25 protein-coding genes are annotated in these 25,032 nt (G+C 68.6%); 9 read left to right on the top strand and 16 right to left on the bottom strand.

Annotated elements, in window-relative coordinates; all coding sequences use genetic code 11:
* Nucleotides 1-144 precede the first annotated feature (144 nt).
* Complete coding sequence (locus tag DL990_RS27735) at nucleotides 145-1,362, bottom strand: glycosyl hydrolase family 8 (protein WP_125785668.1); 1,218 nt, start codon at nucleotides 1,360-1,362, stop codon at nucleotides 145-147.
* A gap of 152 nt (nucleotides 1,363-1,514) precedes the next feature.
* Here DL990_RS27735 and DL990_RS27730 point away from each other — a divergent pair, with 152 nt between their 5' ends.
* Nucleotides 1,515-1,916 (top strand): PPOX class F420-dependent oxidoreductase, encoded by a 402-nt coding sequence (locus DL990_RS27730; protein WP_125785667.1) that lies wholly within the window; start codon nucleotides 1,515-1,517, stop codon nucleotides 1,914-1,916.
* A 160-nt stretch (nucleotides 1,917-2,076) separates the two neighbouring features.
* Here the strand turns inward: DL990_RS27730 and DL990_RS27725 are convergent, their stop codons facing one another.
* The 5 genes from DL990_RS27725 to DL990_RS27705 form a co-directional block, all read right to left on the bottom strand.
* On the bottom strand, nucleotides 2,077-2,613 hold the full coding sequence (locus DL990_RS27725; protein WP_125800393.1) for a TetR/AcrR family transcriptional regulator: 537 nt from the start codon (nucleotides 2,611-2,613) through the stop codon (nucleotides 2,077-2,079).
* On the bottom strand, nucleotides 2,613-4,178 hold the full coding sequence (locus DL990_RS27720) for a long-chain-fatty-acid--CoA ligase (RefSeq protein ID WP_125800392.1): 1,566 nt from the start codon (nucleotides 4,176-4,178) through the stop codon (nucleotides 2,613-2,615). Before DL990_RS27720 ends, DL990_RS27725 begins: the two co-directional genes overlap by 1 nt.
* Before the next feature lie 68 nt (nucleotides 4,179-4,246).
* A complete protein-coding gene (locus tag DL990_RS27715) occupies nucleotides 4,247-5,455 on the bottom strand; it encodes a GTPase (RefSeq protein WP_125800391.1) in 1,209 nt (402 codons plus the stop codon).
* Nucleotides 5,456-5,486: 31 nt separating this feature from the next.
* Nucleotides 5,487-7,253: a dynamin family protein gene (locus DL990_RS27710; RefSeq protein WP_125785663.1), complete on the bottom strand. Its 1,767-nt coding sequence runs from the start codon at nucleotides 7,251-7,253 to the stop codon at nucleotides 5,487-5,489.
* A 121-nt stretch (nucleotides 7,254-7,374) separates the two neighbouring features.
* Complete coding sequence (locus DL990_RS27705; protein ID WP_125800390.1) at nucleotides 7,375-8,481, bottom strand: IniB N-terminal domain-containing protein; 1,107 nt, start codon at nucleotides 8,479-8,481, stop codon at nucleotides 7,375-7,377.
* Between the two features lie 295 nt (nucleotides 8,482-8,776).
* Between DL990_RS27705 and DL990_RS27700 the strand changes: the two genes are divergently transcribed.
* Nucleotides 8,777-9,919 (top strand): molecular chaperone DnaK, encoded by a 1,143-nt coding sequence (locus DL990_RS27700; protein WP_125800389.1) that lies wholly within the window; start codon nucleotides 8,777-8,779, stop codon nucleotides 9,917-9,919.
* Nucleotides 9,916-12,267, top strand: coding sequence for a helix-turn-helix transcriptional regulator (locus tag DL990_RS27695; protein ID WP_125800388.1), 2,352 nt, complete (start codon nucleotides 9,916-9,918; stop codon nucleotides 12,265-12,267). The genes DL990_RS27700 and DL990_RS27695 overlap by 4 nt, the downstream gene beginning before the upstream one ends.
* Here DL990_RS27695 and DL990_RS27690 read toward each other — a convergent pair.
* Nucleotides 12,149-13,075 carry a reductase gene (locus DL990_RS27690; protein WP_233620592.1) on the bottom strand — a complete coding sequence of 309 codons (927 nt, stop codon included), beginning with the start codon at nucleotides 13,073-13,075 and terminating at the stop codon, nucleotides 12,149-12,151. The two genes, DL990_RS27695 and DL990_RS27690, sit on opposite strands and share 119 nt — an antisense overlap.
* Nucleotides 13,076-13,261: 186 nt before the next feature.
* Between DL990_RS27690 and DL990_RS27685 the strand changes: the two genes are divergently transcribed.
* A complete protein-coding gene (locus DL990_RS27685) occupies nucleotides 13,262-13,726 on the top strand; it encodes a VOC family protein (protein ID WP_125800387.1) in 465 nt (154 codons plus the stop codon).
* A 68-nt stretch (nucleotides 13,727-13,794) separates the two neighbouring features.
* Here the strand turns inward: DL990_RS27685 and DL990_RS27680 are convergent, their stop codons facing one another.
* The 5 genes from DL990_RS27680 to DL990_RS27660 form a co-directional block, all read right to left on the bottom strand.
* Nucleotides 13,795-14,238, bottom strand: a complete 444-nt coding sequence (locus tag DL990_RS27680) for a GNAT family N-acetyltransferase (RefSeq protein WP_233620591.1) — start codon at nucleotides 14,236-14,238, stop codon at nucleotides 13,795-13,797.
* 215 nt (nucleotides 14,239-14,453) lie between these two features.
* Complete coding sequence (locus DL990_RS27675; protein WP_125800386.1) at nucleotides 14,454-14,939, bottom strand: NUDIX hydrolase; 486 nt, start codon at nucleotides 14,937-14,939, stop codon at nucleotides 14,454-14,456.
* Nucleotides 14,940-15,049: 110 nt separating this feature from the next.
* Nucleotides 15,050-15,700 (bottom strand): hypothetical protein, encoded by a 651-nt coding sequence (locus DL990_RS27670; RefSeq protein ID WP_125800385.1) that lies wholly within the window; start codon nucleotides 15,698-15,700, stop codon nucleotides 15,050-15,052.
* Between the two features lie 108 nt (nucleotides 15,701-15,808).
* A complete protein-coding gene (locus DL990_RS27665) occupies nucleotides 15,809-16,606 on the bottom strand; it encodes an inositol monophosphatase family protein (protein ID WP_125800384.1) in 798 nt (265 codons plus the stop codon).
* A gap of 28 nt (nucleotides 16,607-16,634) precedes the next feature.
* Nucleotides 16,635-17,084 (bottom strand): hypothetical protein, encoded by a 450-nt coding sequence (locus tag DL990_RS27660; RefSeq protein ID WP_125800383.1) that lies wholly within the window; start codon nucleotides 17,082-17,084, stop codon nucleotides 16,635-16,637.
* Nucleotides 17,085-17,214: 130 nt separating this feature from the next.
* On the opposite strand from DL990_RS27660, the gene DL990_RS27655 reads away from it, so the two are divergent.
* Nucleotides 17,215-18,399: an HNH endonuclease signature motif containing protein gene (locus DL990_RS27655; RefSeq protein ID WP_125800382.1), complete on the top strand. Its 1,185-nt coding sequence runs from the start codon at nucleotides 17,215-17,217 to the stop codon at nucleotides 18,397-18,399.
* A gap of 9 nt (nucleotides 18,400-18,408) precedes the next feature.
* Here the strand turns inward: DL990_RS27655 and DL990_RS27650 are convergent, their stop codons facing one another.
* Nucleotides 18,409-19,572 (bottom strand): HEAT repeat domain-containing protein, encoded by a 1,164-nt coding sequence (locus DL990_RS27650; RefSeq protein WP_125800381.1) that lies wholly within the window; start codon nucleotides 19,570-19,572, stop codon nucleotides 18,409-18,411.
* A 214-nt stretch (nucleotides 19,573-19,786) separates the two neighbouring features.
* On the bottom strand, nucleotides 19,787-19,960 hold the full coding sequence (locus DL990_RS41960; RefSeq protein ID WP_233620590.1) for a hypothetical protein: 174 nt from the start codon (nucleotides 19,958-19,960) through the stop codon (nucleotides 19,787-19,789).
* Between the two features lie 3 nt (nucleotides 19,961-19,963).
* Here DL990_RS41960 and DL990_RS27645 point away from each other — a divergent pair, with 3 nt between their 5' ends.
* Nucleotides 19,964-21,142, top strand: a complete 1,179-nt coding sequence (locus tag DL990_RS27645) for a M20/M25/M40 family metallo-hydrolase (protein ID WP_233620589.1) — start codon at nucleotides 19,964-19,966, stop codon at nucleotides 21,140-21,142.
* Between the two features lie 7 nt (nucleotides 21,143-21,149).
* Nucleotides 21,150-21,740: a hypothetical protein gene (locus DL990_RS27640; protein ID WP_125800380.1), complete on the top strand. Its 591-nt coding sequence runs from the start codon at nucleotides 21,150-21,152 to the stop codon at nucleotides 21,738-21,740.
* 71 nt (nucleotides 21,741-21,811) lie between these two features.
* On the opposite strand, the gene DL990_RS27635 is transcribed toward DL990_RS27640, so the two are convergent.
* Nucleotides 21,812-22,516 carry a trans-aconitate 2-methyltransferase gene (locus tag DL990_RS27635; RefSeq protein WP_125785651.1) on the bottom strand — a complete coding sequence of 235 codons (705 nt, stop codon included), beginning with the start codon at nucleotides 22,514-22,516 and terminating at the stop codon, nucleotides 21,812-21,814.
* A 175-nt stretch (nucleotides 22,517-22,691) separates the two neighbouring features.
* Between DL990_RS27635 and DL990_RS27630 the strand changes: the two genes are divergently transcribed.
* Nucleotides 22,692-22,946 (top strand): hypothetical protein, encoded by a 255-nt coding sequence (locus tag DL990_RS27630; RefSeq protein ID WP_026467456.1) that lies wholly within the window; start codon nucleotides 22,692-22,694, stop codon nucleotides 22,944-22,946.
* A gap of 45 nt (nucleotides 22,947-22,991) precedes the next feature.
* A complete protein-coding gene (locus DL990_RS27625; protein ID WP_125800379.1) occupies nucleotides 22,992-23,786 on the top strand; it encodes an LmeA family phospholipid-binding protein in 795 nt (264 codons plus the stop codon).
* Nucleotides 23,787-23,818: 32 nt separating this feature from the next.
* On the opposite strand, the gene DL990_RS27620 is transcribed toward DL990_RS27625, so the two are convergent.
* Complete coding sequence (locus DL990_RS27620; protein WP_125800378.1) at nucleotides 23,819-24,904, bottom strand: peptidase inhibitor family I36 protein; 1,086 nt, start codon at nucleotides 24,902-24,904, stop codon at nucleotides 23,819-23,821.
* Nucleotides 24,905-25,032 lie beyond the last annotated feature (128 nt).

Raw genomic sequence — 25,032 nt, 5'->3', positions numbered from 1 at the left:
GGGCTTCGGATGGTCGCCGACGCTACAACTGGCTGTTGAAGAGGTCAACTCGGAGTTGAAATCCTGTCCAGTCGATGTCCGTTTCGTGCGTGAAGGCCCCTTCCCTCGGCTGAGCCGAGGGAAGGGGCCTTCACGCGAGTGGGATCAAACCGCGATGTAGTTCCCCGAGAGGATGAGCAGGACCTGCACGGTGATGCCGGTGCCGTAGTAGTCCTTGGCGTTCGGCGACCACGTCGTGATCGAGGTCCACAGCTTGTCCAGCCAGGCCTGGCTGCCCGGGTCGTTCATCGCCGCGATGGCGAACGACGCGGTGAAGCAGGGGTGCTGACCCGTCTCGCCCGGCAGTTTGGACCCGGACAGCGTGTAGCCGGTGGTGATCTTGGCCGGGTCGCCGCCGGTGTTCTGCCGGATCCAGGTGTTCATCTTCCGCACCTGCCCCTGTGCGGGGCTTCCCGAGACGGTGATCCCGTCGACGCCGAGCCGCCACGGGTCACGGCAGGCGTTGTAGGCGTAGTGCGGGTCGTTGTCCTCGAGGAAGCCGTCCGGAGCGGGCTTCGGCGTGGAGTTGGTGTTGACGACGAAGTCCGGGATCAACCCGGTCTTCGGCGCGTACTGCTGCTGAAGCTGGGTGACGGCCTTCTCCTGGCGGGTCCGGACCTGACCCCAGAACGAGTCTCCGGTGGCCTTCTCGAACGCGCGGAGGTGACCCGGCATCCAGTCGGAGGATCGGGAGCTGTTGATGTACTTGCCGCTGTCGGCCCAGTCCGCCAGCCGCATGAACTTGGTGTCGGGGTTGACCTCGCTGCGCTTGATCGCCTTGATGATCCGCAGCGCCTCGGCCTTGTAGTTCACCGAACCGCCGCTGCCCCAGACCTTGTCGGCGAGGAGCAGGCCGTAGGCGATCTCAAGGTCGCCGTCCGTCGCCGCGTCGCTGCCGTTGACACTCTTGCAGTTCGGATCCTGCTCGGCGGCGTGCAGATCCTTGTCGATCACCGACGGATGCGCCTTCACGAACTTCAGGATGCCGTCGAAAACGGTCCGGGCCTGCGAGTCCTTGGTCCCCATCATCGCCGCGATGGTCATCCCGTAGCCCTGACCTTCGGCCACGAAGGCGTGGTCGGCGTCCGGCGCCTTGACCGCGTAGGTGCCCGTCCCACACTTCGTGGTGAGGAAGTTCTTCTTCCAGTAGTCGTAGTACTTGGCGAGGGCGGCGTCCTGCGTCGCCTGCGACACCGACGGGCGCAGAACTCCCGGCAGGTAAGGGGTTCCCTGAGTGGTCACCGCGGTGGCGGGGGCGGTCGTGGCGACCAGCCCGGCGGTCAGCGCGGCCGCGGCCAGCACTGTCCGAACGGTCTTTCTCATGGCTCCTCCGGAAACGTCGTTGGTGGCGGCGGCGCGTTCCGAGAGTGACATCCGGGTCGGTCAAAAACAAGAGAGTTAAGAAAGTTTCCTTACTATTACCTCAAAAGACGCCTCGTGATCGGCGGCCAAGGCCGTGTCCTAGCGTTGACCGCATGACGATCGACCTGAGCGCGCGCGGCGAGACCTTCCGGGACTTCTGGACCGAGCGGCACCTCGCCACCCTGACCACCGTCCGGCCGGACGGGACCCCGCATGTCGTCGCGGTCGGGGTCACGGTGGACTTCGATGCCGGGATCGCCCGCGTGATCACGTTCCGCTCGTCCAAGAAGGCCCGCATGGTCAAGGAAGCGGGCGAAAAGGGCATTCCGGTCGCCGCCTGCCAGCTCGACGGACCCCGGTGGTCCACTTTGGAGGGACGCGCGGTGCTGCGCGAAGACCCGGAGTCGGTGCGCGACGCCGAGAACCGCTACGCCGCGCGGTACCGGCAGCCCAAGCCGAATCCGGAACGCGTGGTCATCGAGATCACCGTGACCCGGGTCCTGGGCAACGCCTAGGCCGTGTCCGGTAAGTCTGTTCGATGGGCTTCGTGATCCAGGTGGTTCCTGGCGGTGCGGGCGGATCGGCCTCGTACCGGGTCGTACTCGGCCGCATCCGCCCGTGCCGTCAGGGACCACCTGGGCGCGAAGACCGCGAACATGACTTACCGGACACGGCCTAGGCGAGCACCAGCCGGGTGTATTCGTCGAGGATCTCGCCGAGATCGGTGAATCCCCCCGCCGAGGCCAGCTGCTGATACCCGACCAGCATCGCCAGCCCGAGCGAGGTCACGACCTCCGCGCGACGCCGGTCGGGGATCAGCTCGGCCACCACCTTCCCGACCGTCTTTACCCGGGTGTCGTCGACGCGTTTCTGCGCCACGCGAACGGTTTCGTCGTTCGCCGCCCAGGCACGGATGGCCGCCTCCGCACGATGTCTGAGGCCGCGCGTCAGGCTCATCAGCGCGGCGAAGTCCGCCTCGGGCCCGCCGGAACCGAAGTCCAGTTCCCGCAGGATCCGCACCTGCCGCTGCGTCCAGAATTCGAGCAGCGCGCCGACGAAAGCCGGCCAGCCGCCGAAATGGTGGTAGAAGGATCCGCTGGTGACGCCCAGGCGTTTGCCGAGCGTGCCGACGTTGAGGCCGGCGAACCCGGACTCGGTGAGGATGTCCAAGGCCGCGTCGAAGTACTTCTCGCGACTGACGATCGACGGCATCAGACGGCCCGTTCCCGCCCTTCCCAGTACGGACGCCGCAGGGTGCGTTTGAGGATCTTGCCGGTCGCGTTGCGCGGCAACGCCTCCACGATTTCGACCGTACGCGGGCATTTGTAGTGCGCCAGCCGTTCCCGGCAGTATCCGACGAGTTCGTCGACGTCGACCCGCTGCCCGGGGGCGGGGGTGACGACCGCCTTGATCTGTTCTCCCCAGCGCTCGTCGGGGACACCGATGACGGCGACCTCGCCGACCGCGGGATGTTCGGCGATGACCCGCTCGACCTCGGGCGAGTAGACGTTCTCGCCGCCGGTGATGATCATGTCCTTGACCCTGTCTTCGATGAAGACGAAGCCGCCGTCGTCGACCCTGCCGACGTCGCCGCTGCGGACCCAGCCGTCGACGATCGTCTCCGCGGTCGCCTCGGGTTTGCCCAGATAGCCCGCCATCGCCTGGTCGGTCCGGAACCACAGTTCGCCAGGGGCCCCGGGCTCGGCGTCCTCCAGCGTCGCCGGGTCGACGACCCGCATCTCGACCCCGGTCAGCACCGTGCCCGCCGACGCCAGCCGCTCGGGCCCGGCCGGGTCGCGATGTGCCTCCGGATCGAGCGCCGTCACCACTCCCGACAGTTCGGTCATGCCGTAGACCTGCACGAACCTGGTGTCCGGCCAGGCGGCGAGCGACTTCCGCAGCAACGGGAGCGGCATCGGCGACGCGCCGTAACCCAGGTACTTCAACCGCGAGAACGCGGCGACGGCCTGCTCCCCCGCCTGCACGATCCCGGCGACCACGGCGGGGACCAGGAACGCGTGCGTGACCCCTTCGGCCAGCGCGCCCAGCAGGGACTCGCCGTCGGGGTCGCGGGTCATCGTCGTCGGCTGCCCGTAGTGGAAACCGATGATGGCGTAACAACTCCCGCCGACGTGGAACAGCGGCATCGCGACCAGGTTGCGGTCGCCTTCCCCCATCGGGAACTGCGCGCCGGCGTTGCGGCTGTGCGCCAGCAGGTTCCGGTGCGTCAGCACGGCACCCTTGGGGAAACCGGTGGTTCCGCTGGTGTAGATGACCAGCGCGCCGTCGTGTTCGCCGACCTCGGGTGACAGCCCGGTGGGGGCCGCTCCGGCCAGGAAGTCCTCGTACTGGTCGTCTTCTCCGCCGACGACGATCACGCGCTCGACCGACGGCAGCCGATCACGCAGCGCCTCGACGGCGGCCAGCGATTCCGGACCGGCGAAGACGATCCGCGCGCCACTGTCGCCGAGGACGTACGCCAGTTCCTCCGGTGCGAGGCGCCAGTTGACCACCGCGTTCGCCGCCCCGAGCGAGGACGCGCCGAAGGTCACCTCCAGGCAGGCGGGCGTGTTCTTGTCGACGAACGCGACCCTGTCCCCCCTGCCGAGCCCGGCGGCCGCGAGCGCGCCGGTGACCCGCCTCGCCCGCTCGTCGAGTTCGGCCCAGGTGAGCCGCCGCCCCTGGTACGAGAGAGCTTCCCGCTCGGGAGTCGTCTTCGCCCAATGCGCGAAAAGTTCACCGAGAAGCCGCACATCCGGACGCACGTCGTCGGGCATGCCGGACCCCTTTCGCCTGGTCAGAGTCACCATAGAGAGGTCTATGGTGACTCCAGGACCGGCAGGCGTCAAGCCACGAACAGGCTGAGCAGTCCCTCGACCGAACGCACGATCACCCGCGCGGCGGCGCGTTCGGCGTGCGCGGCATCGGGCCGTTCAGCCTCCTGCCGCCAGCGGACGAGCGCGCCTTCCGCGGCCGCGTGGATCTCGGCGGGATCCGCGTCGGGTTCGAGACCGAGCCGCTCGGTGGGCGCGAGTCCCTGCGCGCCGAGCAACCGGACGGCCTCCTCGGCGATCTCCCCGGACAACGCCGTGCGGCCACCGCGGATGCCGGCGATGAGCCGCAGTTCCCGGAAGTCGTGCGCGGCCGCGGCGAAGCGCTCCACGCGGGCGGCCAGCCGGTCACCGTGCGGAAGCGGTTCGGCGGCGAGCAGCCCTTCCAGCCGCACCACCGCCGTGCGTGCCTTCAGCGCGTCGGCCCTCGCGACGAAGCACCCCGCGAGCGTGTCCCGCAGGTCGCCGAGGCCGCTGCGGTGCACGAGTTCCGCCGAAAGTTTCAGCCTGCTCTCGCAGCCGGTGCGGATCAGGGTGATCGCCAGCCGGACCCCGTAAAGGCCGAACCGCGACACCAGGTGTTTCCTCGACTCCGGCGGGACCGCCACCGGGAACGGATCGTCCACAAAGGAATCCACGGACAGGAGATACCGCTCCAGCTCCGGCCGGGAGACCGACGCCAGCGCGCGCAGTACCTCGAATTCGTCGTCCCGCAGCGCGCGTCCCGCGTACCCCAGTTGTCCGGCGACCGCGATGACCCCCTGGAATCCCGCGCAATCCGGATCCTCGCGCCAAGCCCGGCGTGCCAGCTGTTTCGCGGTGAGCAAGGCGTCGATCCGGCCCGCGCCGACCTCGTCGGCCCTGCCGAGCACCAGCACCGAATTCACCGCCGTCTGCCGCGCGAACGGCGAACCGCCCACCGGCCGGGTACCGGCGAGTTCGTCGGGTTCGAGATGACGCACCAGGCGCACGGTCGCGTCGACGTGTTCGGCCGGCGCCGGGGTGTCGAACAGATCGAGTTCACGCAAGGCCCTGGTCGGCCATTCCGCCAGCGCGGAGACCAAAGTGGACTTCCCGGTGCCCGGCGTGCCCGCGAAGCCGACCCGCAGCGGTTCTTCCAGTCGCTCCAGGCATTCCCGCAGCATCGCCACCGCATGCGGGCGGCCACGATAGTGCGCCGCGGCCTCGTTCAGGAGTTCACGGACATCGAGTGCGGTGTTCATGCCGCCTCCGCGGGAAAGAGTACGTCGGCGGTCACGCCGAAAGCTCCCGGCGCGGCGCGGCGCCACTGCCGAGCGCCCCCGCCTTCCGGTGCAGAGCGGCCAACCGATCGATCTCCTTCTTGACCCGCTGGGTGCGCCGGTCCCGTTCGGCGGAGCCCGCGATGATCAGTTCCCGTTGGCGGGTCAGCTCTTCCGCGAGTTCGTCGGACAACGCGACGAAATGATCGCGCAGCCGCCGCTGGACCTGACGGACCTCGTCCTTGATCTCCTTGCTGAACCGGATGAACACGTCGTCGACGTGGCGCTGCGCCGCGGCCTTCGCCAGCGCCTGACGTCGCTGCAACCGCATCCCGCCTTCGTCACGCACACTCTTGGTCGCGAACGCGACACCGGCGCCGAGGGACACCGGGTTGATCAGGGGCAGCCCGGCGAGACTGGTGACCAGGCCGAACATCAGCACGCCGCCGTAGGAGCCGCGCAAGCCGGTGAAGAGTTTCTGCCCGATCTTGAACCGCTCGATCTTGGGGGCGCCGACCTCGGGGATCGAGTCCACTCCGGACCCGGTCAGCGGCAGTTCCGGAGCCTGGCCGTAGCGCGGCCCGAAACTCGTGGCGACCGCGTGCGCGATCCACGTCGCCCGGTCGGACACCCAGTTGTAGTTCGTCTCGACGGCTTCGGCGAGGTTCTCTTCCAGCCAGGTCTGGAAATCCGGCCAGATCTGCACCGGATCGCCCTCGTCGAAGGTGCGGTCGATATGGCGCACGATCACCCTGGTCCGCTCGCGCAGATCGTATTCGGCGTCGGAGATCAGGTCGGTGATCTCGTCCGACAACAGGTTCTGCCAGCGGACGTTCTGCCGCCGCAGCTCCTCGGTGCGCCGCTGTGCCTGGTGCAGCAGGGTGATCTGATCGGCCCCGTTGTCCTGTGAGACGGCGTTGAGCCGCGCCTGCAGCGTCTCGACGAGTTCGACCGCCGCCGCCCGCACACTCACCGCGGCGGCGAGCGCGCGGGTGCGCTCGATCGGGCGCGCGGCCTGTTCCCCCACCCAGTTCAGGAGTTCCGGGAAACCGGACCGTCCGTTCAGGCCGGCGTCACCGGCCTTCGCGGCCGCCTGGCGCACCGTCGCGGACACGGGAAAGACGTCGGCGACGACACCGGTCTCGGAGAGCGCGGCACGATTGCGGGCGGCGAGTTCCCGCCAGTCCGGGCTCACGTCGATCTTGGTCAGTGCCAGCACCAACGCGGGGCACCAGGTCCGGATATGCCTTGCCAGCGCCAGTTCGGCCGGCTGGAGTTCCTGCGTCGCGTCGGAGACGAGGATCACCGCGTGCGCGTCGGCGAGGACGTCGAGGGTGGCGGCCGTGCGCGGCGATCGGGGATCCCCGATCGCCGGGGTGTCCACCAGCACCAGTCCCGTGCCGAGCAGTTCGCGCGGCAGGCCGACTTCGACCCGGCGCAGCGAACCGGGCGGCCGTACCTCGAGTTCCTTGGCGAGATTTCCGACCGGCACGCTTTCCCTGGCGTGCCCGATCAGCGTCGCGGCGGGGTCCGCGGCGTAACCGATCTCGGTGGGCACGGCGGGCGTGCTCGCGTCCCCGACCGCGCAGACCGGCGCGTTCAGCAGCGCGTTGAGCAGGTAACCCTTGCCCTGCTTGGGAAAACCGACCACCGCGATCCGGGTGCCCGGCGCCTGCTGGTCACGTCTGCGCCGGAGGCGTTCGGCCAGGTCGGCGCGACCGTGGGCGGCACAGGCGTCCAAGGTCTCGTTGAGCACGTCGAGCCAGGCTGGGGCTGTCACGGGGATGCAGTGTTCCCTTAACCAAGCGCGGAATCAATGTGGCATGGGCCAACAATGCCCTGCGGGCCCCGCGACCTGGTGCGGTCGCGGGGCCCTGGCACAGAACTGAAAAATATTCGGATCAGCCGATGTTGATGTCGTTGCCCGAACCGATGTCGCCGGTGCCGATGTGCACGTCGTTCAGGTTGCCGATGGTGTGGCCGATGTTGTTGCCGACCTCGGAAACCGTGTCGTGGACCTCGGAGACACCCGCGTGGTTCGCGACGTTGGCGACCTCGTTGGCCACGTTGCCGGTCACGTCACCGTTGTTGTGGGCGATGTTGTTGGCGATGTCACCGTTGCCGTAGTTGTTCGCGATGTCGTGCACCTTGGTGGTGACGTCCGCGACACCCGCCTGACCGATGACGCTGGTGAGGTCACCGACCGTCGACAGGAAGTCGGGGGCACCGCCCGCGACACCGTCGGCGCGCGGCAGGTCGCCGGCCAGGTCGCCGACGGCCGGAACCGAGTCGACGGCCGGGAGACCGGCGGTGTCCACGGCCGGGACGTCGTGGACCAGGTCGGTCGCGGTGTCGACGGCACCGGTGGCGACGTCACCGGCCTGGGCGGCGGGGGCGGCGTCGAGGCCACGCGAAAGGTCGTCGGTCAGGCCGAAGCTGCCGACGGTGTTCTGCGCGAGCGCGGTCACGCCGGCGGCGGCGTTCGACACGTCGGTCACGTCGGAGACGGCCGGGACGGCGGGCAGGCCCGGGACGTCGACCGGCAGGTCGCCCACGGCGGGGACGGCGGGCAGGCCGCCCAGCTCCGGCAGTCCCGGAACGGCGGGGAGACCGGCCTCGGGCAGGCCCGGAAGGCTCGGCACGCCGGGGAGGGCGTCCGCACCGGGGACGGCGACCGGCAGGCCGGCGGTCAGCGCGGTCGGCTGGTCGATCGCGCCCTGGACGCCGTCGGCGCACTCGCCGTCGGTGCCGTTGACGGCGTTGGTGACGCCGCCGAAGCCGGCCAGGTTGTCGGCGGTGGCCGCGGTGGTTCCGGTGAGGTCGGTGGCGGTGTCGACCGGGACGAAGTCGAGCACCAGCGGAACGACCTCGTGCACGTCTGCGGCGTTGATGTCACCGAGGCCGGCGTCGGCCAGCACCTGCTGCGGGTCGTTGGCGAACGCCGCACGGGCGGCGGTGTCGTTCAGCAGGTTCAGCGTGAAGTCGTGCAGGGTCTGGACGGAACCCATGAAAGGACTCTCCTGGAGGTCTAGGTCGGTGGGGCAGGCACAGCGGCCGGAGGGCACGGCTGAGCGCAGGTCACCGAAGTTAGTGAGCCGGCGCCACTGGGCACATCGGGGATCACTCCTGGTCGTCACTCACTCAGCCAATAGGGGATCGGTATGACATCGTTAGGGCGTTAGGGGCTTAACCGAGACGCGTTCGGTTGGGTTTAATGCCAACCCTCACCCAGACGGGTCAAGCCGTTCGGGTGAGTGGCCCTATTTGGTCCTTAGGGGCTGGTCAAGCGAAGGAGGATGCTCGTTGCCCTACGTCCTCGGCATCGATATCGCCTCGACCCGCACCACCGCCGCCACCTGCGTGAACACCGGCGACGGCTGGGGCGTGCCCGAGCCGTCGTGGCTCGGCGCGCGCGGCCCGGCGGCGGCGTCCGCGGTGTTCCTCGACGACGACGGCTACCTGCTCACCGGGGACGCCGCCGTCGAAGCGGGCCGGTCCGCGCCCGCCCGGCTGCTGACCGGATTCCACGAACGGGTCGGCGACGACGTCCCCGTGATCGTCGGCGGCGAGCGGTTCCCGGCCGAATCCCTCAGCGCGGTCCTGGTGGACGCCGCGGTGGATCAAGCGGCCGAACGCTTCGGCGAGCAGCCGCAGCACATCGTGCTCACCCACCCCGTCGACTGGGGTTCGTTCCGCCGGGAGCTGCTGCGCCGGGCACTGGCCGAAGCCGGCTTCCCCCGCGCCGCGCTGGTCGCCGCGCCCATCGCCGCACTGCACGCGTACCTTGCCCCGCAAGGCGACGTCACCGCCGGTGTCTGCGAATTCGGGCCCGAAGGCGCGGTGGTCACGATCGCCGCGGCCGGCGTCAACGGCTGGCAGCCGGTCAAAACGGTGGAAGGCGTCGAGCCGGGTGAGGCCGTCGGCAAGGTCTTCGAACTCGCGCACGGCGCGGGGATCCCGCCGCAGGCGCTGGCGGGCATCGTGCTCTGTGGCGACGCCCCACCGGTTCCCGGCCGGACACCGTGCCCCCTCTTCGCGTCGAGTGATCCGGTGCTGACGGTGGCGACCGGTGCGGCCAACATCGCCGCGCGACGTGACCTTCCTCAACCCGGGGGCCCGGCGTCGAACGCCGTCGCGACCGTCGAAACCACCCTTCTTCCCCGGGTCGACGTGCCAGAAGAGCTCACCGAGCGGCCCGAACGGCCACCCGTCGACATCACCCCGTTCCCCTTGCCAGAACGCACCGGGGCGGCGAAACTGCTCAGCCGACGCAAGCCGCTCGTCGCCGGTGCCGCGGTCGTGGTGCTGGCCGCGACGACGCTGCTGCTCACCTTGACCACCCGAGAAGCCACCGCAGACAAGGGTCCCGAAGCCCCTCCCACCACTTCGAGCTCGTGCGCGCCGGTCACCCCCGGCGTGACTTCCTCCCCCGAAGGTCGCTGTTGAACGCACTGCTCGACAAGCCCGGCATCATCCATCCGGGTGCCCGGCGCCTGCTCGACGAGGTGACCGCCGCCCCGGAACTCCCGGTGCGGGTCACCGTCGTCGCCCCCGGCGCGCACGGGAAGACCCATCTGCTCGGCCTGCTCGGACGCCACTTCGACCACGCCGGGGTCGAGGCGGTGCTCGTCGACGACGCCGACCAGCTCGGCGACGACGAGATCGCGAAGATCAAGGCTCTGGCGGAGGAAACGACGGCACCCGTCGTCCTGGCCTTCCGGCCCGCCGCGCGGACCACCACCTTGCGCGCACTCGCCGATTCCTTCGGCACAGCGGTGACCTTGGGCGCGTTCGGCGTCGACCGCGACCGGCGGCTCGTCGAGCACGCCGGCGGCGACCCGGCCACGGCGGAGGACGTCCACGCCAGGACCGGTGGTGTGCCGGGGCTGGTGGTGCGGGCGGTCACCGGCAGGCTCGCGGACTTCCGCGGTGAGCTGGAACAGCTCGACGACGACGTCCACCGGTTCCTGATCGCGGCCGAGGCAGGCGCGGGCCGGAATCTCGATCTCCTGGCGGCCCTGCTCAACCGCGATCGCGAAGGACTGCCCGAAGTCTTCGACAGCGCCAGGGCGACCGGTCTCCTCGGCGAAGACGACGTGCTGCTGCCGATCGCCGCCGAGGCCATCCGCACCTGGGGGTCGCCCGGAAGGCGGCTGACCGTGCTGCAGCGGCTGGTGGAACTCCAGCTGCGCGACGGACTTCCGGTGCTGGACCTCGCCCGATCCCTGCTGGGAACGGGAAGTTCGGGCGCGAGCGCGGCGGCGGCCTTCGAGGCGGCCGCGCGTGAAGCGATGCCCGACGACACGAAACTCGCGGCGCGGTTCTACGAAGCCGCGTCCGAGGCCGGTGGGCGCGGCGCGGCGCTCACCGTCGGCTGGGCTCACGCCGCGGCGCTGGCCGGGGACCTCGACACCGCGCTCCGGCTCGGCGACGGGATGCTCGGCAGCACCTCCGACACCGACGCCAGGGCCGCGGGCGCCGAAGTGGCGGCGACCGTGCTCGCGCATCGCGGCGAACTGGCGCACAGCGCGGAGCTGTACCAATGGTCCGGCCGGGCGGGCTCGAAGGCGTTCGCCGCGATCGCGTTGCTGGGCACCGGAAAACTCGAAGCCGCCCGCGGCGTGCTGGAAACCCCCGAAGTCCCGACCCTGTTCGCGGGCGCCGCCTCACGGATGGCGCGCGCGATCACCGGTTCGGTCTCCGGCTGTGGCGCCGAAACCCTGTCGGCCCTGCTGGGCGCGGCTTCGATGCTGGAATCGGCGGGGGCGCCGGCACCGCTCCCGGACAGCCCGGCGGCCCTCGCCGCGTTGGTGGGCCTGCATTCCGGCGAACTCGCGCTGGCCGAGTCGGTGTTGAGCCGCGCGGTGAGCGGTCGGATCGGCGGCGACCTGCTCGCGAAACGGCATCGGCTGCTGCTCGGCTGGGTCGCGATGACCGCGGGCGACCTCAAAACCGCAGCCGAGTCCTTGATGCCACCGGACGGTCTCGAAGCGCGCGACGAACTTTTCGCCGCCACCCTGCAGCTCGGCCTGGCGCGACGGGCGAGCGATCTTCCCGGCCTGCAACGCTCCTGGGACCGGGCGTATCAGGCTTCGATGCGGCAGCAGCCGGACCTGTATTCGTTGCTGCCGCTGGGCGAACTCGCGATCGCGGCCGCACGGGGCGGTGCGAGCGCCAAACTGGCCGGGCGACTCGAGCGAGCGCACACCGTGCTCGACGCGCTCGGCAACCCTCCACTGTGGACAGCCACCTTACGCTGGCACGAACTGCACGCCGCCATCACCGTCGAGGATCACACGTCGGCCGCGGAACACTTGGCCGCACTCGACGATTTCGCGGCCTGCGGACGCTATCCGGCCGCACTCGCCGCCGCCGCGACCGGCTGGCTCGCGGTCTTGACCGGTACCTTCGACCCCGAAGAGATCACCGCGTCCTCCTCGGAGCTGCACGAACTCGGCCTCTGCTGGGACGCTTCCCGCCTGGCGGGCCAAGCGGCGATCCGGACCTCGGACCGCAAGGCGATGGTCCAGCTGCTCGAAGCGGCCCGCCAGTTCCAAGGACGCGCTCCGGAACCCGCCGCCACCACCGGGTTGAGCACGCTGAGCGAACGCGAACTGGAGGTCGCCCGCCTGGTCGTCGACGGGCTGACGTACAAACAGGCCGGGAGCAAACTGTTCATCTCGGGAAAGACCGTGGAGCACCACATGGCCCGGATCCGGGGGAAACTCGGGGCCGGGGACCGGCGGGAACTGCTGGCCATGCTGCGGGAGTTGCTTGCGGAGGGCGAGGGCTGACACGGGTTCGGGCCTGGCTACCGCTCCGCGAGGTAGGCGTCCTCTGCGGCGTAGCCGAGCGCCCGGCGGCGGTCAGGTCCAGCCGGATACCCGGTATGCGGTCCCAGTGGTGCAGACCGAGTCCGTCAGGGGCGTGGTCGTCGAGGAGCACTTCCTCCCATCGATGGCCGAGGTGTCTCGCGATGGTCCGCGAGATGTCGAGGGCGTCGGGTGCGTCCGGGTCGGCGCAGTTGAGGACACGCCTGCCGGGGTTGTTCGCGGCGGTTTCGATCAGAGCGGCGATGTTCCCGGCCGCGCTCGGGTGGTCGACGCCGCGGCAACCGCGGGACAGGAGAAGGAACTCGCGCCGGTCCAGTACGCGTTTGACGAACACCCATTCACCGGGCTTGGTCGCCCCCTCTCCATGGACTTTGGATGGTCGCAGAACGGTGACCGGGTGTCCGCTGTCGAGCAGGACACGTTCCGCGGCGACCTTGTCGGCGCCGTAGCCGTCGCGAGTGCGGTAGTCGAGATCCTCGCCTGGGGCCATGGTCGGCTGCGACTCGCGGATCGGGCCGTCGAACTCCGGTGCGGCGGCGGAGTTCACGTGGTTGCCCATCGCATCGACGTACACGGCCTTGCTGGAGATCATCACCGTGGACCCCCCGTCGTCCAGCAGAAGCAGCAGATCACGGGCGTGCGCGGCGGTGAAGCACAGACAGTCGACCACCAAATCCGCCCCCGCACCGAGCGCCACCCCGAGTCCGCCGGGTTCGCAGCGGTCCGCGGCGACGAACCGGCCACCCGCGACCGCGACATCCTCGGGCATGCGCGAGGCGTCTCGGCCGACACCGATCACCTCCCACCCGGCGTGCGGTGGCGCGACCGATCGACCCGGTCCCGCCGAGAACGACTGCGCGCGACATCGATCAACGATAACGCCTTCCCTCCCTCGTCCCCAGGCTCGCGGACGGTCACGAACTTTCGTGCATCGCGGAGTTGGTAGACAGGACGGGTGAACGCCTTCTACCACTTGTGCTTCGTCGTTCGAGATATCGGACAGGCGACCGAGGACCTCACACGCACTCTCGGTGTGACCTGGAGTCCAGTCCGTGCGGGCACCCTCGGGGACTGGGACTACAGCATCGTGTTCTCCACTGACGGGCCACCGTTCTTCGAGGTGATCCAAGGCCCCGCCGGCAGTCCGTGGGATGCGACCGACGGGTCCCGCTTCGATCACCTCGGCTACTGGTCCAAGGACGTCATGACGGACAAACAGCGCCTGGCGGATCGAGGCGCGCCGATCGAGTTCGACTCCTGCCCCTACGGTCGCTCCTTCACCTACCACCGGCTCGACAGCATCGGGGCCAGGATCGAACTGGTCGATCTCGCGGTCCAGCCGGGATTCCGCGACACCTGGGCCCGAGACACCGCGACGATGCCGCCACTCGACCTCGACGACCCGGCCGTCGGACCGTGAAGGACTGTTCCGAGATCGAGTGGACTTCAGTGCACGCACGGCGGCAAGAGCGGAGATTCGAAACCTGACTACAGGCGATCCGCCGGGATCTCGTAGATGATCTCCAGCCCGTCCTCGTCGTCCCACTGTTCACCGACCTTGACGAAGCCGTACTGCGACGCCAACCGATAAGAAGCCGTATTGCCGGGGCCGATTGTGACCCGGACGGTGTGGACCTGCGGCGTCTGAGCGGCCCGCGCCGGCAACGGCTCCAGCGCCGCCCGCGCGTAACCCCGTCGCCGGTGTGCCGGGTCGACGGCGTAGCCGATCTCCACCATCCCCGATGTGTCGGGAGGCCCGTGGTAACCGACCGTACCGACGGCCAGTAGATGTTGCTGGTCCCAGATGATGCCGGTAACCCAGGCGGCGCTGCCGGGGTCCGCCGCGACCTGCCTGCTGCGCCTCTGCCACAGCCCACGCCGGTCCGATCCGGTCAGGTAGGTCGTCAGCGATATCGGGCTGGTCGCGGTCACTCCGGCCAGATCACCGCGAGCGAGCGAGTCGAACACGGGCCGGTCAGACGCACGATACGAACCGCCGGCTTCGGCCTGTTCGATGTCGCCGCGTGATGATCGTCCGGCACGGAGACGAACCTGCCTCGGCAGCCGAGCACGACGCACCCGCTAGAGCACGACCGCTCATCGGCATGTCTGCGCGCTTCGCGGCACAACAGCACGACCCGGCGAATTCAGCTGGTAGACGATTGGACCACGCGCCTGGCGATCTCCGCGTCCAGCGGGCTCATATCCTCGCTCACCGGTTCCGATGGCGGCCACCATCGAAAGTCCAGCGCTTCATCGTTGACGGTCATCCGAGGCACGACCTGGAGCTGAACCCGATATACGGCTAGGAGTTCCCGACGCTCCGGCTTCGTGAGATCGAACTCGGCCATGGCGGCGAACGACAGGTCCACGCCGTGGATGCCGGTCTCCTCACCCAGCTCCCGGACCGCGGCCTCGCGCGGGCTCTCACCCGTCTCCCGCATCCCTCCCGGAAGCTCCCACTGCCTCCGCCGGCTATCGAACATCATCAGGACGGCTTCCGCGTGGATAGCGACAACCAACGACGCGGGCACGGTCACCCGCTTGACCAGACGCCCCAATTCCTCTTCCGTGACGAAGCGAAACTCGATCAAGGCGTTGCCGGCACGATCACAGATCGGAAGTTCAACCATGACGTCATTCCACCGCAATACCGACAGAATGCAGACGAGACGAACCAGCCAAGCAGTGTCCGCACATCGGCATGACAGCTCGACTCGCGGCGAGTGAGCGTGCTGCAGCTCTAGAAGTGACCGTTCCAGGGACTTCCGGCGCCCGTTCGCGTCGCGCTGCCGCCGGGCGGCAGGTCGAGGATGTCGATCAGGCTTTGATCCTCGTCGACGGCGTGGTGCAGGTGCCCGGTCTTTCCGGTGCCGCCGTCCGCGTCGGAGGCACCGATGAACTGCCAGACGCCGTCATCCGCGTCGTGCCGGACGAACAGAATGGGCTCGCGGCGTTCGAAGACCTCCAAGTTCTGGACACAGGTGGTCCGCAGCAGCCAGTGCCGCAGCCACCAGGCCCGCCGATCGCGCTCCAGGATCCGGTCGGTGACCCACCAGACGAACGGCAGATCCTCATGGGCGCGTGCTTCGTCCGCGGTCAGATCCGGACCGCCCTGCGGCACGCGCTCGAACGGGTCGTCGGTCAGCGAGAACGCGTGTCCGCCCTCGTTTTCGAAGATGACGGCGTGAAATGTTCCGCCGCCGGGGTTACCCGCGCCGATCCCGACCGACAGGCGGGCGACGTGCGGATCCGACCCGGTGGTCCAGCCGAGCGCGTACGAGGCCAGTTCACCCTGCGGCCCGATGAACTCGCCGAACGCACGCCGGTCCATTCCCGTGACGGCGTTCGTGGGCACCTCGACCAGCGCACCCTCCAGCACTTGGATCTCCACCCCCGCAAGATAGCGGACTTGAAAACCTCGCCGCCACGCGTCCGGCGGCGACTGTCGCCTCCGTTGTGGACCCGCCGGAGCCCATCGGTCCGAGTGGACGTTCACTCCTCATGACCGGCGTGTCACGAGGTCGATCAGCTCTCGGTGGATCGCGGAATCGGAGGCCGCGACAAGTCCTTGAGCGCCGGTGTGGACGGCTTCTCCGGCGAGGTTGGTCACCACGCAACCGGCCGCCTGGCACAAAGCGATTCCGCTGGTGAAATGCACACTGTCCTTCAGGTGCCCATCGGTGACGTAAGCGGCCCGCCGCCCGGCCGCGACCCAGGCCAGCGCCAGTGTCGTGGAAACCACACGGGGGCGAAAGCGTCCGGTGAAGGCGTCGTCCATCAGCATCCGTGCCGCACGGAAGGACACGGCGTTGGGAAACGGCGGGTCGAGGTTGAGATCCACGAGATCGCCGCCCTGCCCAGGCACCAAGGGCTCGTCACGGCGGTCGCGACGGACGAACGCCTCGGCCCCGCCGGTCCAGAACACCTCACCGGAGAACGGGTCCGCCGACACCGCCGCGGTCACGTCGTCGCCGACACGCAAGACGATGTCGACCGCGACCAACTGGGTCCGCACCGCGTAGTTCATCGTGCCGCACAAGGGGTCGACCAGCCAGGTCCGCCATCCGGCTCCCTCGTCCGCGCCGTATTCCTCACCGACGACCCTGTCGTCCGGCCGCGCCTCCCGCAGAACTCCCCGGATCACGTGCTCCGCGGCGAGATCGGCCTCGGTGGCGAAATCGCCGTCGCTCTTGTCGACCCGTTCGACCGCGCGACAGTAGGATCGCCGGATCACCTCGCACGCGGCGTCCGCGGCACGGATCGCCACCTCCGCGTCAGATTCCCAGGAAGACACCATCTTCGCCCACCAGCCTCGTGACGTGCGCTCAGACTCGGCGACCCGTGGCCGACTCGCACCATTCGGCGTGCCGGGTCTTCTGCTCCGCAACAGTCACGATCTGGTCGAGTTCCGCATCGGCCAGCGTATCGACGAGGTCGGCCGCCGAAGTCTTGCTGCCGGTCCGCGTTACGTAGATTCGCATACCGCCACCCATATCCCTGCACATCCCGCTCGGATAGGTGTCGCGGCGGGCCCCCTGAACGGCGATCGCCCAGCCCCTGGGTTCCAGCTGAAGACGCAACCGGACAAGTGACTCGAACATGTCCATGGCGGTGGCCGTATACCGGTCACGGCCGAGGAACAGTTCGATCCGATAGAGCGGTCGCGGCCCGTCGTAGCCGTCAAGCCAGCCTCGCAGCCGCGCTTGTCGTCGCTCAACTCCTCGCGCCAGCAGCACTTCTCGGTCTTCCAGCAGTCTCGGGTAGTCCTCGCTCATTCACCCATTCAAGCAGGCAAGCCGGGCCGTCGGTCACGGTCTGGGTGAACGAGACGCCCGTTCACTCTCCGCGTAAATTCGATCACAGACTTGATCGCATTCGAACGTCTGTTCGGGTAAGATCATGGGCATGACCACCACTCTCCCTTATAACCCGAAAGCCGCTCGCTTTCTTGACACCGCGTTCGACGAAGAGCTTTCGCTTCGTCGGACACAGGGACGTCAGGTACGAGCGCTAGCCGATTTCGCCGCTCGCGGCGGATCACGAAGATCTGTGACCGAGGAGGTCGCCTTGCGCTTCTCGGTCACCCGCAATCACGCGTTCCTGCTCGTCGAGACCTCCTGCGCCCTCGTCGCTCGCCTGCCGAACACACTGGCGGCGTTGGAGCGTGGCGATATCGACCTGTACAAGGCTTCCAAGGTCATGCAACTGACCAGAGAAGTGTCGGACGAGGTCGCGGCGCAGGTCGACGCCTGGCTGGCGAAGCGTCTCGCCGATCGTGATCCTGTCTCGATCCGTCGTTCGGTGAGGTACGCCGTGCAGAAGTTCGACCCCGGCGGATATCAAGAACGGGCCACCAAGAAACGCGCTCTGCGGCATATCTCGCTGGAACACAATGACGAGACCATGTCCACGATTTCCGCCTATCTGCCCACGGAAGTCGCCAGTTCTGTCTACGCCTCGATGAGCAGAGCCGCGCGAGCTCGGCGTAACAAGGACAAATCCCGGACCCTCGACCAGCATCGCGCCGATATCTTCGGCGAACGCCTGCTGGCCGAAGACGGTCACGGCAAGCCGCGTGCGCACATCCATGTCTATGTCGATTTCTTGACACTCGTCGGCGCGCGCAACGACCCCGCGACACTCGCCGGGTACGGGCCCATCCCCGATTGGCTGGTCCGCGAGATCGCCTCCGACCCCGACTCGACCTGGTCGCGGCTGATCACCGACTCCGCCACCGGCCAACTGGTCGAAGCCGGCGCCGGCAAACACCGGTCACCGGCCTCCTTGGCACGGTTGATCAAGGCGCGGGATCGCGAGTGCACGCAACCGGGCTGTCACCAGCCTGCCGAGTTCTCCGAGATCGACCACATCATCTCTTGGGCTCGCGACGGCAAGACCAACCAGTACAACTGCCACAGTCACTGCAAAACCCACAACCTGCTTCGAGAAGAACCCGGTTGGTCGGCCGTGCCCACCGGCGACGGCGGCATGATCATCACCACGCCGAGCGGCCATACCTACGAGACGGCGCCAGAGCCGCTCCACGAGCCACGCACAGGTCCCGAAGACGACGAACCCCAGGAGGTCTGAGCAACGAACTCAGGCCCGTGTCCGCAACGCCTTCAAAGCCGCCCTGACCACTCGTCGCGAAGGATCCTCGACCATCGACATCACCGAATCGACCGGAACAGCATCCAGAATCCGCAGTGCCCCAACGGCTTGAGCTCGCACCCTGGCCACGGGGTGCCTCAGCAACGGATACAGCAGTTGCCCGTCCTCTTCCCGCCCCGACTCCGCGAGTCCCGCGATGGCCCCCAGCGAAGGGTTCGCACCGGAAACAGCGGACCGGTACCAATCGACAGCGTCGACTCCCGTACGCCGGGCGGCATCCCGTGCGAGCGCACGGATCAGCGTGGAACGGTCGTCCAGCAGACCGGCGATTTCCTCCCAGTGGCCGAGGCGCGCGAGTCCGGTCAGTGCGCTGATCCGTACCTCGCCGTGGCGGCAGACGGCCAGCTTGCGCAGGACGTCCACGCGACCGGTCCAGACGGCGTGGCGTGCGACGGCCTCACCGGCTCGTGCGCGGATGCCCTTGTCGGAATTCGTCAGAGCAAGCCGGATCAGCTCGTCGAGTTCAAGGTCACCCCGCCGGGTCCGGACCTCGAACGCGAACCGCGGCACCGCGAGGTTCACCGAGCACATCAGCTGCTCGAGTACCGCCACCGGGACGTCGTAAGCGGCCGCGTACAGCTGTCGCACGCCGAACCCGCCACGGCGACGGCGCCCCAGGTGAAGCATCGTTTCGGCAGCCGGCCGCAGGTAAGTCGCCGGATCATCGTGCAGCACCCGGATGACACCCGCGCGGGCGACGTCGCGGACCGGAGACGCCCAGTCCGTCATGCGCAACAGCAGGAACGGAAGTGTCTTCGGGCACGGTTTCGCCAGCAGTCTCGTGACCGCCAGCTCCCGGACCCGGCCGTCGCGGTACGAAGCCGCGATCGCGGTGGTCAGCAGTCCTGCCTTACCGGCCCTGAGTGTCAGAGCGACCTCATCCAGAGCCCGCTCGTACCGCCAGTACTCGTCGAGAGTCGCGATGAGCGCCGGTGTCTCAGTGATCATCTCGAAGGCCGCCGCGATTTCAGCGGCAGCGCCGGACTTGTCTACGAGCACGAGCGCATCGACGAGCACGCCCACACAGCGCCCCCGGCTCTCCAACGTTTCCTGGAGTGCCTCGGCCACTGACGTCTTTCTCCCGAAGATCACCCGGTGATCCTCCCTCATCCCCCGTCCGCCGCGCTCATCCTTTTCGCGGGTAGACGCCCGAACACAAGGCGCGTAGGAACGGAGAATGGCTGAGGAAAGGTCCAGACGAGTTTTCCTGTCCACGTCGGCCGCGCTCTCGGCGGCCGCTCTATCTTCAACGGCTCTATCTTCAACGGCTCTGTCATCAACCGCTCTGTCCGCAACTGCCCTGTCATCAACCGCCAGCGCCGAGGTCCCAGCCGGCGCCGAAGAACCGGAAGTACGAGGCCCCGGCGAACGTCTCTCCCCGCAACGACCCGACGCCGAACTCCGGGCGATCTTGCGGGAGATCGACGAGCACCGGATCGAGGCCACCGTACGCAGGCTCGCGGCTTTCGGGACGCGGCATACGTTGTCCTCGCAGACCGATCCCGTCCGCGGCATCGGCGCCGCCCGCGACTGGATCTTCGCGGAGCTGGTGAAGTCCGCGGAACGGTCGGGCGGCCGGATGAAGGTCGAGTCGCAGTCGTATCTGCAACAGCCCGCTCCGCCCAGGATTCCGGTCGCCACCACGATCACCAACGTCGTCGCCACCTTGCGCGGCTCCTCCACTCCCGAGCGGGTCTATGTCGTGTCGGGCCACTACGACTCGCGGTGTTCCGATCCGCTCGACGCGACGAAGGACGCTCCGGGCGCCGACGACGACGCTTCCGGGGTGGCCGTCGCGATGGAGCTCGCGCGGGTGTTCGCCACTCGCCGTCCAGCCGCGACCATCGTGTTCGCGGCGGTCGCGGGTGAGGAACAGGGCCTGTTCGGCGCGCGGCATATGGCCACGCTGTACAAGTCGGCGGGCACGAATGTGCAGGCGATGTTCACCAACGACATCGTCGGCTCGAGCCGGGCGGACGACGGAACGAGGGACCCGCGCACGATCCGGTTGTTCGCCGAAGGTGTGCCGACGTCGGAAACCCCGGCGCAGGCGGACATCCGGCGCGCGGTCGGTGGCGAAAACGACTCGCCGTCCCGTCAGCTGGCCCGGTTCGTGCGTTCGGTCGCGGAGAACGACGTGACCGGCATGGCCGTGCGGGTGATCCACCGGCGCGACCGCTACCTCCGGGGCGGCGACCACATCCCGTTCCTGGAGCAGGGTTATCCGGCCGCGCGGTTCACCGAACCGCACGAGGATTACGCGCACCAGCACCAGGACGTCCGGGTGGAGGACGGCAAGCGGTTCGGCGATCTGCCGGAGTTCTGCGACTTCCCGTTCATCGCCAGGGTCGCACGGGTCAACGCCGCGACGATGTGGTCGCTGGCGACCGCGCCGGGCACCCCCGAAGACGTCCGGATCCGGACGAACCGGCTGACGAACGACACGGATCTGGTGTGGCGGCGCGGAACAGACCCGGATCTCGCCGGTTACGAGGTCGTGTGGCGGGAGACGACGGCGCCCGACTGGACGCACGCGATCAAGGTCGGCGACACGACCGAGGCTAAAGTGGATCTGTCGAAGGACAACGTGTTCTTCGGTGTGCGCGCGGTCGGGAAGAACGGCCGCCGCGGTCCGGTCGCGTTTCCGACACCTTTGAGCTGATGCCACGATGACAGTCACCCCCGACGACCTCGAAGCGGCGATCACGAGCGTGACGGGCAACCTGCGCGAGGCATCGGGCCGTGACTGGTCGTCGGCACCGGGTACCGGCGAACTGAACGCCTGGCGCACGGCCGAGCATCTCGGCGACTGCCTCATCTCCTACGCGGGACTGCTGATCGCCCGGCCGTCCACGCCGCGTTTCGTCTGCTTCGAAGCCGTCGCCGACCAGGCCGCGACGCCGTCGGAACTGCTGGAGTTCGTCACGGTCGGTGGCGGCATCCTCGGTGCCACGCTCCGCACGACGGACCCGGACGTCCGCGCGTACCACCCGAGCGGACGCGCCGACGTCGAGGCTTTCGCCGGAATGGGCTGTGTCGAGGTCCTGGTTCACGGCGAGGACATGGCCAGGGGCCTCGACGTCACCCTCGACCCGCCACGTGACGTCTGTTCGCGAGTGCTCGCGCGGATGTTCCCGGAGGTGGACGCCGCCGACGTCGATCCCTGGACGGCGTTGCTGTGGGCGACGGACAGGGTGGACCTCCCCGGACGTCCCTCCCGCGCCGGCTGGCAGTGGCGCGGCGCGCCTCTGGACGACTGACCGAGCAGGCCACGGGAGAGCACAACGCCGTACGGGAGAGCACAACGCCGTACGGGAGAGCACAACGCCGTTCAGCGGGGCTTGAAGGCCACTACGGCGGCCTGGGCACCGTTCCGCCACGCCACGGCCGCCTCGTCGACCGGCCCGGCCTCCAGAGCCCGCAGATGCCACTCGGCCGGCGGATGCCATTCGGCCGAAGGCGACTCTCCGAACAGCCGGTTCCTTTCGGCCATCGCCGGGCCGAGCACCGGGTCCTCCGCGACCTGGCTCCACCAAGTGCCCCAGAGGTCTTCGCCGTCCTCGACCGTGGACGCCACCGCCTCCCCATCGGGCATGTCGTCCACGTTGGCCACGAATCCGCCCGCCCGCACGAGCCCGCCGAGTTCGGCGTACAGCTCGGTCAACCGGCCAGGCGGCAGGTAGTGCAACGCCATGACCGCCAGAACGGCGTCGTAGCCGGTATCCGGCAGCAGGGCGGTCCAGTCCGGCTCCCGCAGATCCGCCCGGACCACCCGCACCGACGGCGGCAGGGAGGAGCCGGCGATCGTCAGCATCACCGGGTCGAGATCGAGCAGAGTGACCTCTGCCCCAGGCACGCGTTCGAGCAGCCGGGAGCAAAGGGTGCCCGTGCCACCTCCCACGTCCAGCACGCGCGGCGCGGCGCCTTCGCACCGCGTCGCGACCAGGTCGATCATCCGCTCGATCGCTTGAGCGCGCCCTGGCTGATATCTCGCCATCAGGCGTTCCCAGCCGTCATTCCAGTCGCCGACAGTCATGCTGGTAATGATAATCGATATCACTTGGTGAGCACTCCGTCACGGATCACCTCCGGGCAGTGGGCGAGGTGCGGCCAATCGGCGCAATCTCGCCGCCGAAGCGTTTGTCACGACGGAATCAGGGAACTTTTCCGGTATGTCCAGATGGCGAACCACCAGTAGGAGCAACACCGCCGTGCGGGTCATCACCGGCATCGGTGCGGTGTTCGCTTTCATCGAGCTGCTGTACATGGTGATGGTGCTCGCGGGAGCCAACGCGGGCAACGGCTTCTTCATCTTCATCCAGGCGCTGGCCAAGCCGCTGGCCTTGTTCTGGCCCGGCCTTTTCCCGGTGAGTGACCCGAATCTCGCGGTCATTCTCGACTACGGCCTGGCCGCCGCGTTCTGGGTGATCCTGGCGGGTGTCATCGCCCGTTTCGCGGCCCGCTGACCCCCTGCGGCGGCGATCGGCGTCCCGTTCGGCGACACTGGTCGGATGAGCGACGGCAGATGGTTCGACCTGAACCCGCTTCCCGAGCTGTTCGGCCTGGCCGCCGCCGGGCGGGCGCTGTTGCCGAACGTGCCCGTGACCCCGGCCGCGGTGCTGAAGACCGTCACCGAACAGCTGGTCGGGCGACGGCTGACGACCAAGGTGGACGGGCACGACGTCGGCCTCACGTTGACCGGACTCGACTACCAGGCCGACAGCCTCAGCCTGGCGGCCACCGGCCGGGTCGGCGACGTCCGCATCGTCGTGGAGGACGTCGACTGGCCGGAGACGCCGCTCGAACGCATCACCGTGCTGGCGTCGAACGTCCGTCTCCGCTCGCTGCCGTCCCCGGCCGCCATCCCCGAACAGGTGCGGATGGCGATCCGGGTTTCGCCCGAAGTACTACAGGCACGTGTTGCCAAGGCTCGGCCGGGCATCATCGTGACCCCCGGCGACGACGGGCATTTCCACGTCCGCTGGGAAAAGCGGCCCCGCTGGGGCCATCTCGCCCTGGAGTCCACTGTGGAGAGCGGCGCCGTCGTCCTCCGGCCGACGGCCGTCCACATCGGACGCCGCCGGTTCGGCCCGCCGTCCCGCCTCAAGCCGATCGTGCTGCCCCTGCCGGAACTCCCGCAAGGGATCCGGCTCACCGCGGTCGAGGCGCACGACGGCCATCTCGTCCTGCACGCACTGGCGGAGGAATGGCCGGAAAAGCTGTCCACCATCCCGCTCGGCGACCTCCTGGGCTGGGTGACGACGGCGGTGACCACCCTGACCCTGCCGAGGCTCGGCGGCCGCTGAGGCGTCCGCGGCCGCCGAACCGGACCACCCGTCTAGCTGTGCAGCGATCCCTGCGCGACGCGCACCGCAGGCGCAGGCGCGCTTTCCGACCGCGGCGAGGCGGACGACCGCACGAGCCCTGCCGACTTCCCGCACACCCTCTTCTTCTCGTCCGACGTCATCTTCTTGCCGACCGTCCTGGTCTGGCCCACGACGCCGGGCGCCGGTCCTTCACCGCTGAAGTTCCAGACGTACCACTGATGGTGACCCCATTTGCGCTTGTCGTACCACATGTCGTACGAGCCGCTGGCCACCCGCATCACCGGTGACCGGTCCAGACCCGCCCAGTAGCCCGGGTTGACCTCGATCCGGGTTTCGACGCTCTCGCTGGTCTCCCAGCCCCATTCCTGGCCCCACGTGCGCTTGTACGCGACCGACCAGTCGACGAGGAACTGGAAGCCCGCGCTCACGCTGATCTCGTTCGACACCGTGTTCTTCCCGCTGCGGGTGTCGCGTTTGCCGATCACCTGGGTGATCTTGTTGGCGCTGCAGTTGTACACCGTGTCCACCCGGCCCCAGCTGCCGCCGAAATCCTGTCCGCGCTGGTCGACGTGGGCGTTGCAGGTCTTGGTGGCGTGGCCGCAGTCCTTGAGCAGTTCGGCGCGGGACGGCCCGCGCGAGTACACCACCGAACTGCCGCGGTCGTTCATGTTCGACCCGTAGTTGCCGCTGTCGTTGGCGTACCACTCCTGGCGTTCGCCCTGGTATTCGGCGTGCTCGTACATCGTGATGTAGCAGTTGTGGAATGTCTGGAACGAGGAGATCTTGTCGTTCCAGTTTCCGAGGAAGCCGACGGTCTGGTTGGTCGCCTCGACACACGGCGACCCGGTGACGGCGACGCTCGCGCCGCCGAAGTTCGCGTGTTCGTACAGCACGCTGATCACCGTCGCGGAGGCACCGACCTCGCCTGCCGACGCCGCTGCGAGCGATTCGCCGAGGCTGTCGAAGCACCGGATCACTCCGGTCGCCGTGTCGGCGACGCAGTGATCGTCGCGCTGTTCGGCGTTCGCCGGGGTACCGCCGGCGAGGCACACCACCACCGCGGCCACCACGGCCATCCACTGTCTGTACTTCTGCACGCCTGAACTCCCTTGGGAAGACGGAATGCCGGCCATGACGGGGCCGACGGTACGCAGTCCACCACAAGGATCCCGGCTTGCCCACGGAGAACGACCGGTGATCGGGACACCCGGAGTTCCTGCCGCGC

This window comes from Amycolatopsis sp. WAC 01416, assembly GCF_003947485.1.
Classification (GTDB): domain Bacteria; phylum Actinomycetota; class Actinomycetes; order Mycobacteriales; family Pseudonocardiaceae; genus Amycolatopsis.
Note: the sequence above shows the minus strand (reverse complement) of the source record. Positions and strands in the feature narration are given on the sequence as shown.

What these genes read in the sequence shown, in the direction of transcription:
- DL990_RS27735 (WP_125785668.1), bottom strand. Translation starts at nt 1,362, where the DNA reads ATGAGAAAGACCGTTCGGACAGTGCTGGCCGCGGCCGCGCTGACCGCC.
- DL990_RS27730 (WP_125785667.1), top strand. Translation starts at nt 1,515, where the DNA reads ATGACGATCGACCTGAGCGCGCGCGGCGAGACCTTCCGGGACTTCTGG.
- DL990_RS27725 (WP_125800393.1), bottom strand. Translation starts at nt 2,613, where the DNA reads ATGCCGTCGATCGTCAGTCGCGAGAAGTACTTCGACGCGGCCTTGGAC.
- DL990_RS27720 (WP_125800392.1), bottom strand. Translation starts at nt 4,178, where the DNA reads ATGCCCGACGACGTGCGTCCGGATGTGCGGCTTCTCGGTGAACTTTTC.
- DL990_RS27715 (WP_125800391.1), bottom strand. Translation starts at nt 5,455, where the DNA reads ATGAACACCGCACTCGATGTCCGTGAACTCCTGAACGAGGCCGCGGCG.
- DL990_RS27705 (WP_125800390.1), bottom strand. Translation starts at nt 8,481, where the DNA reads ATGGGTTCCGTCCAGACCCTGCACGACTTCACGCTGAACCTGCTGAAC.
- DL990_RS27690 (WP_233620592.1), bottom strand. Translation starts at nt 13,075, where the DNA reads ATGCCCGAGGATGTCGCGGTCGCGGGTGGCCGGTTCGTCGCCGCGGAC.
- DL990_RS27675 (WP_125800386.1), bottom strand. Translation starts at nt 14,939, where the DNA reads ATGGTTGAACTTCCGATCTGTGATCGTGCCGGCAACGCCTTGATCGAG.
- DL990_RS27665 (WP_125800384.1), bottom strand. Translation starts at nt 16,606, where the DNA reads ATGGTGTCTTCCTGGGAATCTGACGCGGAGGTGGCGATCCGTGCCGCG.
- DL990_RS27660 (WP_125800383.1), bottom strand. Translation starts at nt 17,084, where the DNA reads ATGAGCGAGGACTACCCGAGACTGCTGGAAGACCGAGAAGTGCTGCTG.
- DL990_RS27655 (WP_125800382.1), top strand. Translation starts at nt 17,215, where the DNA reads ATGACCACCACTCTCCCTTATAACCCGAAAGCCGCTCGCTTTCTTGAC.
- DL990_RS41960 (WP_233620590.1), bottom strand. Translation starts at nt 19,960, where the DNA reads ATGCCGCGTCCCGAAAGCCGCGAGCCTGCGTACGGTGGCCTCGATCCG.
- DL990_RS27640 (WP_125800380.1), top strand. Translation starts at nt 21,150, where the DNA reads ATGACAGTCACCCCCGACGACCTCGAAGCGGCGATCACGAGCGTGACG.
- DL990_RS27635 (WP_125785651.1), bottom strand. Translation starts at nt 22,516, where the DNA reads ATGACTGTCGGCGACTGGAATGACGGCTGGGAACGCCTGATGGCGAGA.
- DL990_RS27625 (WP_125800379.1), top strand. Translation starts at nt 22,992, where the DNA reads ATGAGCGACGGCAGATGGTTCGACCTGAACCCGCTTCCCGAGCTGTTC.